Annotated in this window: 12 protein-coding genes and 1 pseudogene; 7 read left to right on the top strand and 6 right to left on the bottom strand. The window is 70.8% G+C overall.

Annotated elements, in window-relative coordinates:
* The first annotated feature begins 1 nt into the window (after position 1).
* On the top strand, positions 2–1,249 hold the full coding sequence (locus ACIBO2_RS43845; protein ID WP_358551250.1) for an erythromycin esterase family protein: 1,248 nt from the start codon (positions 2–4) through the stop codon (positions 1,247–1,249).
* Here the strand turns inward: ACIBO2_RS43845 and ACIBO2_RS43840 are convergent, their stop codons facing one another.
* Positions 1,250–2,002 carry an IclR family transcriptional regulator gene (locus tag ACIBO2_RS43840; RefSeq protein WP_397304135.1) on the bottom strand — a complete coding sequence of 251 codons (753 nt, stop codon included), beginning with the start codon at positions 2,000–2,002 and terminating at the stop codon, positions 1,250–1,252.
* 47 nt (positions 2,003–2,049) lie between these two features.
* On the opposite strand from ACIBO2_RS43840, the gene ACIBO2_RS43835 reads away from it, so the two are divergent.
* The 3 genes from ACIBO2_RS43835 to ACIBO2_RS43825 are packed head-to-tail and all read left to right on the top strand — an operon-like array spanning position 2,050 to position 4,640.
* Entirely contained in the window at positions 2,050–3,090 is a 1,041-nt protein-coding gene (locus ACIBO2_RS43835) for a cupin domain-containing protein (RefSeq protein ID WP_358551254.1), read from the top strand.
* 40 nt (positions 3,091–3,130) lie between these two features.
* Complete coding sequence (locus ACIBO2_RS43830; protein ID WP_397304134.1) at positions 3,131–3,952, top strand: fumarylacetoacetate hydrolase family protein; 822 nt, start codon at positions 3,131–3,133, stop codon at positions 3,950–3,952.
* On the top strand, positions 3,942–4,640 hold the full coding sequence (locus ACIBO2_RS43825; protein ID WP_358551258.1) for a maleylpyruvate isomerase family mycothiol-dependent enzyme: 699 nt from the start codon (positions 3,942–3,944) through the stop codon (positions 4,638–4,640). Before ACIBO2_RS43830 ends, ACIBO2_RS43825 begins: the two co-directional genes overlap by 11 nt.
* A 24-nt stretch (positions 4,641–4,664) precedes the next feature.
* On the opposite strand, the gene ACIBO2_RS43820 is transcribed toward ACIBO2_RS43825, so the two are convergent.
* The 4 genes from ACIBO2_RS43820 to ACIBO2_RS43805 all read right to left on the bottom strand — a co-directional run bounded on the left by ACIBO2_RS43820 (position 4,665) and on the right by ACIBO2_RS43805 (position 9,033).
* Positions 4,665–6,236, bottom strand: coding sequence for a heparinase II/III family protein (locus tag ACIBO2_RS43820; RefSeq protein ID WP_358551260.1), 1,572 nt, complete (start codon positions 6,234–6,236; stop codon positions 4,665–4,667).
* A 218-nt stretch (positions 6,237–6,454) separates the two neighbouring features.
* Positions 6,455–7,312 (bottom strand): hypothetical protein, encoded by an 858-nt coding sequence (locus tag ACIBO2_RS43815; RefSeq protein WP_358551262.1) that lies wholly within the window; start codon positions 7,310–7,312, stop codon positions 6,455–6,457.
* Positions 7,305–7,952 carry an RNA polymerase sigma factor gene (locus ACIBO2_RS43810; RefSeq protein ID WP_358551264.1) on the bottom strand — a complete coding sequence of 216 codons (648 nt, stop codon included), beginning with the start codon at positions 7,950–7,952 and terminating at the stop codon, positions 7,305–7,307. The genes ACIBO2_RS43815 and ACIBO2_RS43810 overlap by 8 nt, the downstream gene beginning before the upstream one ends.
* 49 nt (positions 7,953–8,001) lie before the next feature.
* Positions 8,002–9,033, bottom strand: a complete 1,032-nt coding sequence (locus ACIBO2_RS43805) for a DUF5937 family protein (RefSeq protein WP_397304133.1) — start codon at positions 9,031–9,033, stop codon at positions 8,002–8,004.
* Positions 9,034–9,093: 60 nt separating this feature from the next.
* On the opposite strand from ACIBO2_RS43805, the gene ACIBO2_RS43800 reads away from it, so the two are divergent.
* From ACIBO2_RS43800 to ACIBO2_RS43790, 3 genes and pseudogenes are all read left to right on the top strand, one after another.
* Positions 9,094–10,311: an MFS transporter gene (locus ACIBO2_RS43800; protein ID WP_397304132.1), complete on the top strand. Its 1,218-nt coding sequence runs from the start codon at positions 9,094–9,096 to the stop codon at positions 10,309–10,311.
* Positions 10,312–10,818: 507 nt separating this feature from the next.
* Positions 10,819–11,397 (top strand): annotated as a pseudogene (locus ACIBO2_RS43795) (LLM class flavin-dependent oxidoreductase); the annotation flags it as partial.
* A gap of 406 nt (positions 11,398–11,803) precedes the next feature.
* Positions 11,804–12,100, top strand: a complete 297-nt coding sequence (locus ACIBO2_RS43790) for an SCP2 sterol-binding domain-containing protein (protein WP_358551270.1) — start codon at positions 11,804–11,806, stop codon at positions 12,098–12,100.
* 41 nt (positions 12,101–12,141) lie between these two features.
* Here the strand turns inward: ACIBO2_RS43790 and ACIBO2_RS43785 are convergent, their stop codons facing one another.
* Positions 12,142–14,361 (bottom strand): thiamine pyrophosphate-dependent enzyme, encoded by a 2,220-nt coding sequence (locus ACIBO2_RS43785; protein ID WP_358551272.1) that lies wholly within the window; start codon positions 14,359–14,361, stop codon positions 12,142–12,144.
* Positions 14,362–14,497 lie beyond the last annotated feature (136 nt).

The raw sequence follows: 14,497 nt of genomic DNA, 5'->3' as shown, positions 1-14,497 counted from the left end.
CATGAGACGCAAGCTCGTCCTGAGCGTCGCACTGATCGGCTTGGCGGCGGCCGGGTGCGCGGGTGTGGACACTTCGCGAGTGACGTCCGACGCCGTGGTCCCTCTCGACCAGGTCCCCCTCGCCGACGCCGCCGGCAAACGCGTGGTCGGGATCGGCGAGGCCACGCACGGCAACAAGGAATTCGTCCAGACCCGCGCGTTGATCATCCAGAAGTTGGTACGAGAGTACGGCTTCCGCACCGTCGCCCTGGAGGCCGACTTCGGCGGCACGGCCACGGCCGACGACTATGTCATGAAGGGCCAGGGCAGCGCGGAGGACGCCGCCAAGGCGCTCGGCTTCGACATCTACCGGACCCGCGAGATGGCGGATCTGCTCAAGTGGATCCATGACCACAACGCCGCCGTCCCCGACACGGACAAGGTGCGTCTGTACGGCTTCGACATGCAGCGTTACGACCGGAACAAGGAGCGGCTGCTGCGCTATCTCGCCACGGTCGACCCCGCTCGGGTCCGCCCGGTCCAGGAGTCGCTGGCCGCTCTCACCGATGCCACCAGGTCCGAACAGGACGAGGAGAAGGTCGCCGCCGCCACCACCGCCGCTGGGCGGCTCGTCGCGCAGATGACGGCGAATCGGGAGAAGTACGTCAGCCTCAGCTCCCAGGAGTCGTTCGCCCTCGCGGTGCACCACGCCGAGACGATTCAGCGCGGGGCGCGGTTACAGACTTCCGGCAATGACTACGGCAGCAAGCGGGACGCCTGGATGGCCGAGAACGTCAGGTGGATCGCCGACACGGAGGGCGCCCATGGACGGAAGAAGGTCATATTGGGCGGTCACAACGGCCACATCGACAAGAGCGGTGCGGCGTTCTCCTTTGAGTCGATGGGGCGACGCCTTGCCAAGGCGTACGGCAAGGACTACTTCGCGATCGGCACCGAGTTCGGCACGAGCACCTTCGTCAGCAGGGACGACGGCTCCGGGGAGCGCAAGCGGTTCACCGTGAGCCACACCTCGCCTTTGGCCAAGCTGTTCGGTGACCAGCCGCTGGGCTACGTGAACCTCGCGCAGGCCTCGTCGCAGCCCGGCAACCGTGAGGTGCTCACCTCGGAGGTCCCGATGGGCGCCGTCGGTGACGGCTTCCGGTCGATCTACAGCTCCCTGAGCTGGACGTACACGGTGAAGACGGTGCCCGCCCAGGCCTACGACGCCCTGGTGTACGTGCCGCGTGCCAGCCCGGTCACCCCACTGTGATCAGTCGGGAAAGTCGGCCAGGGCCTGCTCGACCTCGGTGACCGCGCGTCTCAGCTCCCCCGCGAACACCCCCACCTGATCCCCGCCGAACCGGGTGGAAGGCACCGCGATCGACAGCCCGGCCACGGCCGATCCCCGGCCGTCGCGCACGGCGGCGCCGATGGCCGAGACGCCCTGCTCGGTGTCGTCGATGTTCAGCGCGTAGCCGCGTACCCGGATCTCGTCGAGCTCGCGGGTCAACGCGGCCCGCTCCGCGTTCGGCAGGTCGGGGTAGAGCTCCCACAGCCGCTCACGCGTCAGCGCGGCCAGCAGCACCTTGCCGCCGGAGGCGCGGTGGGCGGGCAGGATCGTGCCCCGGCGGTCGCCCACGCGCAGGATCTGCGCGGACTCCGCGCTGGCGAGGAAGCGCACCTCCGTTCCGACCCGCACGGTGAGGTTGACGGTCTCCCGCACCCGCGCGCACAGCGCCTCCATCGCCGGCCTGGCCCTGGCCCGCAACTCGCGCAGCGCGGAGCCGCTCGCCACGCCCGGCGCGGAGGCGAGGAAGGGGCCCGGCAGGTACGTGTGGTGCTCGTCCTGGACGGCGAAGTCCCGATATACCAGCATCGCCAGCAGGCGGTGCGCGGTCGAGCGGGCGATGCCGAGCTCCCGCGCAACGTCGGTGACCTTGAGCCGGCCCTGGTCGCGCAGCATGTGCAGGAGCAGGAGAACGTTGTCGACCGAGCCCAGGGCGTACGGAGGCCGGTTCTTCATAGCAGAATGCTAATGCACTGTGCAGAATTGACTCCTAACGTGGACCCATGACCCCAGAGGAGAGGCTTTACGCCGACTTCACGGCAGAGCACCTGATTCCGCTCTGGACCCAGGTCGGCGATCTGATGCCGGCCCACCCCAAGCCGAAGGCCAGGCCCCACGTTTGGGCGTGGAAGACGCTGCATCCGCTGGCCGAGCGGGCGGGCGACCTCGTGCCCGTCGGCCGGGGCGGCGAGCGGCGGGCCATCGCGCTGGCCAACCCCGGCCTCAGCGGCCTGCCGTACGCGACGCCGACGCTGTGGGCGGCCATCCAGTACCTGGGCCCGCGCGAGGTCGCCCCCGAGCACCGGCACACCCAGAACGCCTTCCGCTTCGTCGTCGAGGGCGAAGGCGTGTGGACCGTGGTGAACGGCGACCCGGTGGCGATGCGGCGCGGCGACTTCCTCCTCACTCCCGGCTGGCACTTCCACGGCCACCACAACACCACTGACGCGCCCATGGCCTGGATCGACGGGCTGGACATCCCGTTCGTCCACCAGACCGACACCTCGTTCTTCGAGTTCGGCCCCGACCAGGTCACCGACAGCACCACCCCGCACCTCTCCCGCTCCGAACGTCTGTGGGCGCACCCGGGGCTGCGGCCGCTCTCAGCCCTGGGGGCCACGCCCAGCTCGCCGATCGCCGCCTACCGCTGGGAGCACACCGATCGCGCGCTCGACGAGCAACTGGCGCTGGAGGACGAAGGCCATCCCGGGCCGGTCGAGCCGGGCCACGCCGCCGTCCGCTACACCAACCCGACCACCGGGGGCGACGTCATGCCGACGATCAGGGCCGAGTTCCACCGGCTGCGTCCCGGCGCCGTCACCGCCGCGCGCAGGGAGGTGGGGTCGTCGGTCTACCAGGTGTTCGACGGCGAGGGCGCGGTCACGCTCGACGGCGTGGAGCGCCCGCTGACCCGGGGCGATCTCGTCGTGGTGCCGTCCTGGTGCGCGTGGTCGTTCCGCGCCGGCAGCCGCTTCGACCTGTTCCGCTTCGCCGACACGCCCATCTTCGAGGGCCTGCACCAGTATCGAGAAGAGCTTCTGTGAAGCTCCCTTCCATCAAGAACCCCCACCGAGAGGAAACCGCGTGAAGCTCGCGACCCTGCGGCTGCCCAGCCGTACCACCGCCGCCCGCGTCGACGGCGAGCACGCCGTGGAGATCGGGGCGCCCGACGTCGGGGCGCTGCTCGCCGAGCCCGGCTGGCGCGAACGGGCCGCCACCGCGGACGGCCCCAGGCACCCGCTCGCGGGCGCGGACCTCGCTCCCGTGGTGCCGCGGCCCGGGAAGATCATCTGTGTGGGGCTCAACTACCGCACCCACATCCTGGAGATGGGCCGCGAACTGCCCGCCTACCCCACGTTGTTCGCCAAGTTCGCCGAGGCGCTGATCGGGCCGTACGACGACATCGTGCTCCCCGCCGTCTCGCCGGCCATGGACTGGGAGGCCGAGCTCGCCGTCGTCATCGGCACGGAGGTGCGGCACGCCTCGCCCGAACAGGCGCGGGCCGCCATCGCGGGCTACTCGGTGTTCAACGACGTCACGGCACGCGACTACCAGAACCGTACGTTGCAGTGGCTCCAGGGCAAGACCTTCGAGTCCACGACCCCGTTCGGCCCGTACCTCGTCACCCCCGACGAACTCGACGGCCCCTTGACCATGCGGTGTGAGGTCGACGGGGAGGTGGTACAGCAGGCGGACCCGGCCGACCTGGTGTTCCCACCGGCCGAGCTGATCGCGTACGTGTCACAGATCCTCACCCTGCGGCCGGGCGACGTGATCGCGACCGGCACTCCCGGCGGGGTGGGGCACGCCCGCAAGCCGCCGCGTTACCTCGCCGACGGCCACAAGGTCGTGACCCGGATCGCGGGCGTCGGCGAGCTGGTCAACATGGCGCGCCATGATGGCTGACCTCACCTGGCTCGACTCCGGCACCGCGTACTTCGCCGCCCGCCTCGACGCCGCCGACCTCGACCGGCCCAGCCGCCTTCCCGGGTGGACCGGACGGCACCTGGTGGCCCACGTCGCCTGCAACGCCTCGGCGCTCGGCCGGCTCACCCATTGGGCGCGGACCGGCGAGGAGACGCCGATGTACGCCGGCGCGGAGGCGCGCAACGCCGAGATCGAAGAGGTGGCGCGGCTCTCGCCGGCCGAGCTCGTACGCCTGGCCGAGGAGAGCGCGGACCGGCTGCGGGTCTCGCTGGAGGAGCTGTCGGACTGGGACGCGCGGGTACGCACCGCGCAGGGCCGCATGGTGCCCGCCTCGGAGATCCCCTGGATGCGGGCCCGCGAGGTGTGGATACACGCGGTGGACCTGGGGACGGGCGGCCGGTTCGAGGACTTCCCGCCCGAGTTCGTGGACGCGCTGCTCACGGACGTGACGGAGACGTGGGAACGGCGGGGGCAGGGGCCCGCCGTGGTGCTCGCACCGACCGACAGGCAACGGGTCTGGCGAGTGACCGTGGAGCCGGAGGCAGGCGGGGCGGCCGCGCCGCACGTGGGCCGGGTGAGCGGGACGGCCGCTGAGCTGGCCGCCTGGATCACTGGGCGTGGTCCCGCCCCGGACAGTGACGCGCCCGCGCTCGGCCGCTGGCTGTAGCCGGTTTCGGCCAGGGACGACAGCTCATAGCCTCGACCCCCGGAACGTGACCGGCCCGTCAGGCGTGCCCACCGTGATCAGGTCACCCTCGGCTGAGACGGCCGGGTCCGCGCTGCCCGGCACGATCACGGTGAGCAGCCGGGAAGCCTCCGGGGACGTCACCGTCACGGTCTCCGCCGTCCGGAGGTACCCCGGTGAGACCGTGCCCGGCCGTACCGTCTGACCGCCCACCGGCCTGCCGTCGGCCGTGAGCTGCAGGAGCGTCACGCGGCGGGCGTCGTCGCCCAGCACCACGACGCCGTCGCGCTGGTCGACCAGCCGCAGCGACGGGTCGAAGTGCCACACGTCGCGCACCGCGTGCCCCTCCGGCACCGAGTCCAGCACGGCCATCAGATCCGGTCCGTGGCTGACCAGGATCTCGCGCGTACGGCGCACGCTATACGCCTTGTCGCTGAGCCGGTACGACTGCCGCGACGGGCCGATGTCCGACGCCTCCAGGCGCGTGGCCGTACCCGCTCGGAAGCCCGCGCCCACCACCGAGGGCACGTTGTGCGCGTCGGGCGACTTGGTCCACTCCACGTAGTCCGTCTTCTCGTAGGAGTGGAAACCGGCCTCGACCAGCACCGGGCGGCCCTGCGCGTAATAGGTGACGCCCAGATGGTCCTCGTGCCCGTGCAGCCGCCGCCCCGGCCCGAACCTGATCGAGTAGAACGCCGAGCCCGGATCGTCCCAGGTGGTCCGGCCGAAGACGTACCCGCCGTCGAAGACCCGCACCCTCGCCCCGTCGTGCGCGAACCCGGCCGCCCGCGTGTCCGCCGGGCTGTCCCCGAGGGGCGCCAGGAAGCCGTCGGGCTGCGCGGCATGGGCCACGTACGCTTCGAGGGCCGTCCGGCGCGCCGCCAGCCGGTTCGGAATCTCGGCTCCGCTCTCCTCGATCGCCCGTAGCGCCACCCCGAGCCGCCGGTGCACGTACAGCCCGTATCTCGGCGCCTGCTCGTGCAGGACGCCCTGCTCGTCGATGGCGAGTTCGGCCGAGGCGAGCATCCGGCGGATCGCCAGGTCACGCCACTCGTTCCGGCCCAGGCGGCAGCCCACCACCAGCAGCGCGATGTCCTGGTCCAGGCCGTGGTTGTGGCCCTGACGGTAGAGCATCGGGTCGGAGAGGATCTCGCCGTGCTCGGCGAGGCTGTCCAGCAGGCGGCGGCTGTCGACGTGGGCGCTCAGGCACACCAGCACGGGGGCGCGCAGCGCGACGGCGTGCTCGGCCCAGGCCCAGGGGCTGAGGTCGGCGTGGTCGCGCGGGTTCTCGCGGATCCAGTCGTCGGCCAGGATCTCGGCCCGGTCGAGGTAGGCCCCCTCGCCCGAACGCTCGTACTCGGCGACCAGGCCGCCCATCCAGCGCAGGGTGTGCAGGTTCAGCGCCCAGGAGCGGTTGCCATGCGGGTTCAGCCGCCAGTCGATGTCCTGGCCGAGGTCCACCGGGGGCAGGCCGACGAAGGTCACCCGCCCGGCCATCACCTCCGGCACCTTGATCTTGGGGAACTGGTGGGCCAGGCAGATGGCCCGGCCGGGCGTCGTACGGGCACGCCAGAACACGTGGTGACTCCTGATTTCGGGCGCGCGAAACCCACGCACGGCGCTAACGGCGACGCGCGAGCTTCACGAGCGGGGGAGGGCCGCGGCGCGCGAGAACCGAGCGCGGCGGTGCGAGCGTGGTGATGTCAGCGCGGCGCGGACGCCCGCGCGGCGCGGGGCCGAGCGGGGGAGCCGCGCGGCGGTGAGGTCAGGGCACCGACGTGTCCCGACTTATGGGGTTATGGACGGGTGCTTGCGGATTCCCCCGGACCCTTGTCGGTCCAACCGGCACCCAGGACCACCTCGGACGTCTGCGAGCTGCCCGTCCCCGAGGTGTTGGAGCTGGCCAGCACCTGCGAACTGGTCACATCGATGATCAGCGTCCGCTGAACCGGCGGATCACCGGCCAGGCTGAAGGTGAACGCGTCACCGGTGCGCCCCCGCTGATCCGTCTTCCTGCCCAGGTAATGGACGTTCGGCAGGTCACCGAGCAGCCGATAGGCCGCCGCCCGGACGGCAGGTGGCGACGGCTTGCTCCACAGCAGCCCGCTGAGCGCGTCCGCCAGGACATCGTCGCCGGACCCGGCGGGCAGCATCCCGATCACCCACTCCTTCAGCGCGGTCGGGTCGGACGGCAGCCGCTGGATCTGTTCGACCGTCAGATCCTTCCCCGCCATGCTGAACGGCGCTCGTCCCGAGACCGCGACGACCTTCGCGGGCCGGCCCGTCACCCGCTCGCCCCTCCACGCCTTCCCGTCGGAGGTCGCCCAGAGGTCGGTGACCTTCGTGCCGTTGTGGAGCTTCTCGATGTGCCAGTACGTCCCCTTGTCGGCGGGACCCGACGCCGCCGTGGTCGCCGCGGCCAGCAGGATCGACCGCCCGGAGACCACCGAGTCGGGCGTACGGGGCGAAGTGAGCGCCACCACGGCCGTCACGGCGACCGCCGCCGTGGCGAGGCTGCCCACGACCCCTCTCCAGGAGAGCCATGACGTACGCGAGGAGCGCTCGGCGTCCAGTCGCTCGCGGACCCTGGCCTTGAGCGCCGGGTCGGCCGGCGGCTGGCCGTACAGCTCGCGGATCGACGACAGCTCATCCATGGTCGGCCTCCTCGGGGGCGAGCAGCGGATTGGTGTCGCCCAGGGAGCCGCGCAGCTTCTTCCTGGCCCGGCTCAGCCGGGAGCCGACCGTGCCGTACGGGATGCCGAGCGCCGTGGCGATCTCCTCATGGCTCAGCCCGGCCAGCGCGACGAGCAGGATGACGTCGCGATCGCGCTGATCCAGCGCCGCCAGGGCGGAGGCCAGGTTCGGCTGCAGGCTCTGGGCGCTGACCCGCGCGGTCACCCGGTCCTCGTGTCCCGGCGCGTCGCGGTCGGGGCCGTACCGTCCCAGCGCGCGCAGCGTCCGCGCCTCCAGGCGGCGGTGCTTGCCGATGAGCTTCGTGGCGATGCCGAACAGCCAGGCCCGCACGGTCGCGCGCGCCGGGTCGTATTGTGCGCGCTTCCTGAAGGCGATGAGGAAGGTGTCGGAGACGACGTCCTCGGCATGGTCGGCCCCGAGGCGCTGGGCGACATAGCCGTGGATCTCGCCGAAACAGGCGTCGAACACCGCCCCGAACACCTCGGCGTCCACGAGCGACCCGGGCACGCCCTTGGCCCCGTCGACCGCCCCCGCGTCATCGACCGGACCCGGCACGGCGTCGGCGGAGTGGCCGGAGATCCAGGACAGTGCCGTCACCACGGCTGCCCCTTCACGATGCTTGCCCCGTCATGTGCCACCCTTCGAACGATCAGCGGATATCTCTTATCCCCCGATCCGCCCGATCGCTTTCACGCACGCTGTCGGCGGGCCTTGCGTCTCCGGCGAGGAGTGCCTCGGCGACAGCCGTACGGGCATAGAGCACGTATCTCCCCGTCCGGTGCGCACTGGCCAGTCCGGCCTTGCGGAGCGCGGTGAGATGCTGGTTCGCGCCCGGTTCTGACAGGTCGAGGCGGGTGGCCAGGTCCCTGGTCGAGGCGGGCTGGTCGAGTTCGGCCAACAGCCGGGCGCGGGTCCGGCCGAGCACGGCGGCCAGCGCCTGTGGCGGGTTGCTCTCGCGGTGCTCCCAGAGCGTCGCGACGCCCCGCGGCGGGTAGCGGATCGTGGGCTGCCAGGGCGGGGCCGTGATGGAGAAGACCCGCGGCCAGGTGAACACCGACGGCACGAGCAACAGCCCCAGCCCGCCCAGCGGACGCACTCCTTCGCAGACCGTCTTCGGCAGGCGCAGGGTCTCTCCCTCCCACGTCACGGCCGTGTCGAGGTCGCTGAGCATGTGCCGCAGCCCACCCTCGGCCAGTGACCTGGCGCGATAGAGCACGTCGCCGTCGAGCAGAGTGCTGATCCGGGGCCAGTAAGGCGCGATGGCCGCGTCCCAGTAGCCGCGGATCTCCTCGGCCAGCCGCTCGAGACCGCCCGCGGGGTCGGCATGGAGCGTCTGAAGTGCTCTGGTGGGTGGACCGTCCCAGATGTCGAGACCCTCCCGGACCAGGGGCGCCATCGCCACCATCGTGGCCAGCTCCACCTCCAGGTCGGGCACGGAGGTTGAGGGTGGCGGGCTGACGAAGCCGACGATCGAGGTCGTGGGCACCGGCACCAGGTCGGACAGCAACCGCCAGTCGACATCGGCCAGCCGCCGGCGTACCCGCTCGGCCCAGGGCTTGAGTACGGCGTGCGCGGCCGGGTTCTTCACCACCCGGACGCTGGCGACGACCTCCCACAGAGGAGAAACGGCGAAACGGACATGGGCCGCATCCTGCGCGGTGAATGTCAGTTCAAGCCCCATTCGATTCAGCCTCTGCTTAATCAATAGCGGTCAGATCCCCTATCCCATCATCTAGGGGGCATGACAGCTGTTGCCGAGACACCGCTCCTGCGTGATTCCTCCTTCAGAAACCTCTTCGTGGCGTCGGCGGTCAGCCAGTTCGGCACCCAGGTCGGCTATGTGGCGATGCCGCTGCTCGCGGTGACCGCTCTCGGCGCGGGGCCTGGCGAAGTGGGACTGCTCAGCGCCCTCACCACGATCACCGTGCTCGTGCTGGGCCTGCCCGCCGGGGCATGGGTGGACCGGGTCAGGTGCCGCCCGGTGATGATCGCGACGGACCTCGTTCGGGGTGCGCTCCTGATGTCGGTGCCGGTCGCGTGGTGGCTGGGCGCGCTCACGATGACTCAGTTGTACGGCGTCGCCATCGCGACGGGAGTCGGCACGCTCTTCTTCGACGTGGCCGCCCAGAGCACGGTGCCGCACCTGGTGGGCCGCGACCGGCTCACCGCCGCCAACTCGGTGCTCGTGGGCACGAACGCGGCGATGGACGTGGGTGGCAGGAGCACCGCCGGGGTGCTGGTGACCCTCGCGGGCGCGCCGGCGGCGATCCTGCTCGACGCGCTCACCTACGTGTGGTCGGCCGTGTGGCTGCGCCGGATCAGCAAACCTGAGCCCCCACCGGCCCCCGTCCCCGAGGAGCGGCTCGGGCGGCGGATCGGCGAGGGGGTGCGGTACCTGTTCGGCAACCGGGTCCTCGTCGCCATCGCGGTACAGGGCGGCATGTCGAACCTCGCCTTCCCGCTCTGCTCGACGCTGCTGCCCGTGCTCCTCGTCGACGAGCTCGGACGGCCCGCCTGGGAGCTCGGGGTCTACCTCGCCGTCGGCGGGCTCGGCGCACTGGCCGGTTCGGCCACGGCCCACCTGATCGGCCGTCGGTTTGGTCGCGGGCGTGCCGTGTGGGTCGTCGGTGTGGTCACCGCGCCGCTTGCGTTCCTGGTGCCGTTCGTCGGTTGGAGTGTCTGGGCCTCGGCGGCCGCGTGGAGCGTCCTGTGCTTCCGGACGGGGTTGAACAACGTGCTGCTCGTCAGCTTCCGGCAGCAGGTCACGCCCGACTCGATGCTCGGCCGGATGAACGCCACCATGCGCCTGATCCTGATGGGCGCGGTCGGTGTCGGCGGCCTGCTGGCGGGTCTCCTCGGCGAGGTCTGGGGTACGGGGGCGGCGATGTGGGCAGGCGCGTCGATCATGGCGGGCAGCTGGATACCGATCTGGCTCAGCCCACTGCGCCGCGAGATCTGACCCGGGACTCGGCGATGTCGCCGCCGTATGGTGGGAACCAGCGTCTCTGAGACCGGAGGGGACGAACTGTTGCTGGCGTTCGCTATGCGAGTCGGTGGTTACCGTTAGAACTGTTGTTGGATTTCTCTGACGTGATCGGGTGCGACGGATGGTAATCATGGGGTAATTTTCTGTCACAGCCGGGTGCCTGACTGGCGCTCGGTCCCCGCCCCTGTGGGTGTCCGCATCAACGGGACAGCGTCCGGCGGGGCGGTGGCCCAAGAGGCGCACTTCCTCCAGGAGTGCGCAGTCAGGCCCCGACAGCGCGGTTCTCAACCACGGTCCGCCCGGCTTGCCGGACGGACGCGGCTTCGGCTTCCACCGGATCGCTTCCCGGCCCCGGTTGGGTGCGACGAGACTACGCCGATGTCCGCTTTACCTAGGTAAACACAGGGAACCGAAGACGCTTGAGGTGCGGTTCGGAATCTTCTACGAGCATCAGCTGCCCCGCCCCTGGAAGACCGGACAGTGAGCAGCGCCTGTACGTCGACGCGCTGGAGCAGGTCGAGATCGCCGACCGGGTCGGGTTCGACTACGTGTGGGTGGCATTCGCCCTACCTGCGGATGCCGCCGCGCAACGTGATCCCGAAGACCGTGCAGAAGCCGCACCCGCCCCTGTGGGTGGCCTGCTCGCGGCGGGAGACGATCCATCTGGCGGCGCGGAACGGGATCGGGGCGCTGTCGTTCGCGTTCGTGCATCCGGAGGAAGCGGGGAAGTGGTCGCGGGACTACTACCGGCTGCTGGAGTCGGCGGAGTGCGTGCCCGCCGGGTTCGCGGTCAACGCCAACCTGGCGGTCGTGCTGCTGATGATGTGCCACGAGGATTCCGCCGAGGCTCGGCACCGGGGCGCTCAGGGGGCGGCGTTCTTCGCCTATGCGCTGGCGCATTATTACGGGCCGTCGAAACACACTCCCGGCCACAGCAGCATTTGGGGAAATTTCACGAAAGAGCAGCCAAAGGTGGGGGCGCAGGGGAGGGATCCCCTCGCGGGCGCATTGGGGAGTCCGCAGCAACTCATCGACCTCATCAGCCGGTACGAGGAGGCGGGCGTGGACCAAATGATCTTCGTACTCCAGGCCGGGCCGAATCGCCATGAGCACATTTGCGAAAGCCTTGAATTGTTCGGGAAAAAGGTTCTGCCCGCATTCACCGAAGGGCGCGACGAGCGCGAGCGCGCCAAGTCCGCCCGGCTGGCCCCGGCCATCGAAGCCGCCCTGTCCAGGCGTTCTCCGGCCAGGACGCTCTCCCAGCCGTACGCGATCGACGAGGACGCGGAGCTGTCCCGCGTCACCCACCGGCCGCCGCCCACCCCGGCAGACGTCCTCGCCGCGGCCCGCAAGCGAGCTCGCCTCACGGGCCAGCACCCTTCTGTCCCGCTTCGTCGCGGGCCGGTCCGACGAGGACCTGGCCCGCTGGCTGAGTCCCGGCCGTCAGCGGCTCCTGTTCGCCCTCATGGCCCGCTCCTTCAAACCGGACAAGGCCTTCGGCTTCCAGGGCGCCCTCGAATTCCGTCTCCAACCCCGTGCCACCTGGACCATCGTCGTCCGAGGCCCCCGGGCCCGCGCCTTCCCTGGCCCGGCTCGCGCCCCGTCCATAACGCTCACCCTCCCGGCCGCCGACCTGCTCCGCATCGTCGCGGGCACGGCGAACCCGGCCGCCCTGCTGATGTCGGGCCGCCTCCAGATAACGGGCGACGTGACGCTGGCCTCCCGGGTGGGAGAGATGTTCGGCGGCGCTTCGCCGTACTGAGTCGTCCTGAAAGCCGTAGTAAGCCGTACTGAAAGGAGACCTCAGCCCAGCAGCTTCCGCGCCGCCTGCTCGATCTCCTCCTCGGACATCAGCACGTGAGCGGCCGCCTCGCCCAGCGGGATGAAGCTGTCCGCCGACGTCACCCGCCCCACCTGCCCGGAGAACCCCGCGTCCATCAGCTCGGCCACGATCCCCTCCGACACCCCGCCCGTGTGGCGGGTCTCGTCGGCGATCAGCACCTTGCCCGTCAGCTCCGCCGCCCGCACCAGGTCCTCCACCGGCAGCGGCGCCAGCCAGCGCAGGTCCAGCACCCGGCAGCCGTAGCCCTCCTGCGTGAGGCGTACGGCGGCACGCAGGCTCATCCGCAGCCCGTTGCCGAAGGTGACGATCGTGAGGTCGCGCCCGTCTCCATAGGACCGCGCCCGCCCGATCGGGACGTGGGTCTCCGGCCAGCGCGAGGGCGGCGCGTAGGGCGCCAGCCAGCCCGCGTCGCCCTCCTCGAACAGGTCCTTTGTGTGATAGAGCGCGATCGGCTCCAGGAACACGCACACGGAACCCTCCGTGCGGGCCGCCGCCAGGCAGGTACGCAGCATGGCCGCCGCGTCGTCGGGCCGTGACGGCGAGGCGATGACCAGGCCGGGGATGTCGCGCAGGGCCCCGACCGCGTTGTCGTTGTGGAAGTGGCCGCCGAACCCCTTCTGGTAGGCGTAGCTGGCCACCCGCACCACCAGCGGATTGAGATAGGCGCCCTGCGAGAAGAACGACAGCGTCGACGCCTCGCCCCTGAGCTGGTCGAGCGCGTTGTGCAGGTACGCCAGATACTGGATCTCCGGCACCGGCAGCAGCTTCGACACCCCCGACCCGAGCGCGAGCCCCAGGATGGACTGCTCGTCGAGGTGCGTGTCGAACACCCGCCCGCCGCCGAACCGCTTCTGCAGCCCCCGGGTGACGCCATAGACGCCGCCCTTCTTGGCGACGTCCTCACCGAAGACCATCATCTCCGGGTAGACGGCGAGCGCGTCGGTCAGCGTGCGGTTGATGGCCTGGGAGAGCGTCAGCGGCTTCTCGGCCTCGGGCAGGGAGCCGGCGAAGGCGCGTTCTCTGACCGACGCCTCGGCCGCCACCGGGCTGATCCTGGCGATCATCTCGGGCCGGCGCGGCGCGAGCGGCTCCATGATCTCCTTGGCCGAGCCGAGGCGCGGGCTGCGGGTGGTCTCCAGAGCGATCCGCAGTATGTGCTCGCGTGACGACTCGTACTGCATGAGCAGCTCGTCGGGCGTGACCAGCCCCGCCTCGACCAGCAGCCGGGCGGTGACCAGGAGCGGGTCGCGCTCCATGTCGGCGCGGATCTCCCGCTGGGTGCGGTAGGCGGATTCGACGTCGGACCCGGCGTGGCCCATGAGCCGGACCGTGCTCAGGTGCAGGAACGCGGGGGAGCGGTTGGCGCGTACGTGCTGGACCGCCCGGACGGCCGTGTCGTAGGCGTCGGCCAGGTCACAGCCGTCGGCGGCGAAGTATTCGATGCCCGGACGCCGCGCGCTCGCCGCCACCCAGCCCTTGGGCGTGCGGACGCTGATGCCGATGCCGTTGTCCTCGCACACGAACAGGATCGGCAGCGCCTGCCCCTGGTGCGTGGCGTAGGCGGCGGTGTTGAACCCGGTCAGCGCCGTGGCGTGGTTGACCGAGGCGTCGCCGAAGCTACACACGGTGATCGCGTCGTCCGCCCACGGCGTGGGAACGCCCAGCGCGCGGCCCCGCTCGATGGCGAAGGCGACGCCCACCGCGCGCGGCAGGTGGCTGGCGATCGTCGAGGTCTGCGGGATGATCGCCAGGTCGGGATGGCCGAACACCTTGTGCCGGCCGCCCGCGATCGGCTCGTCGGCCGCGGCGGCCAGCCCCATGAGCACGTCGCGGATGCCCTGCTCGGGCAGCCGTCCGGCCTGCTCGGACCTGGTCAGGTAGAAGGCGCCGGAGCGGTAGTGCAGCAGCGCGGGGTCGCCGGGCCGCAGCGCGGCGGCGACCGCCGCGTTGCCCTCGTGCCCGGCCGAGCCGATCGTGTAGAAGGACTGCTCCTGCGCGCGCAGCCAGCGGGCCGCGATGTCGAGCAGGCGGCTGTCGAGCTGGCGCTGGAAGAGGGTGCGGCACTGCTCACCGGTCAGCGACGCGCCCTCGCGGACGGGCCGCCCGGGATCACGGGCCGCGCCCCCCTTCAGCGTCGCAATGGCTTGGGTGAAATGAGTCTCAACAGTGTCGCGCGCCACAAGGCGATTATGTCGCCCCGATCCCGGGTTCGTCTGCCCGTCGGGAGTGACATGTTGTGGACCGGTCCGATTGACCCTGATCTATAACAAGTTGTCAGATCCCGCAACTTTCTGGCCAACCTGAATGTCTACTGGG

This window comes from Nonomuraea sp. NPDC050022 (assembly GCF_044460705.1).
Lineage (GTDB): Bacteria > Actinomycetota > Actinomycetes > Streptosporangiales > Streptosporangiaceae > Nonomuraea.
Note: the sequence above shows the minus strand (reverse complement) of the source record. Positions and strands in the feature narration are given on the sequence as shown.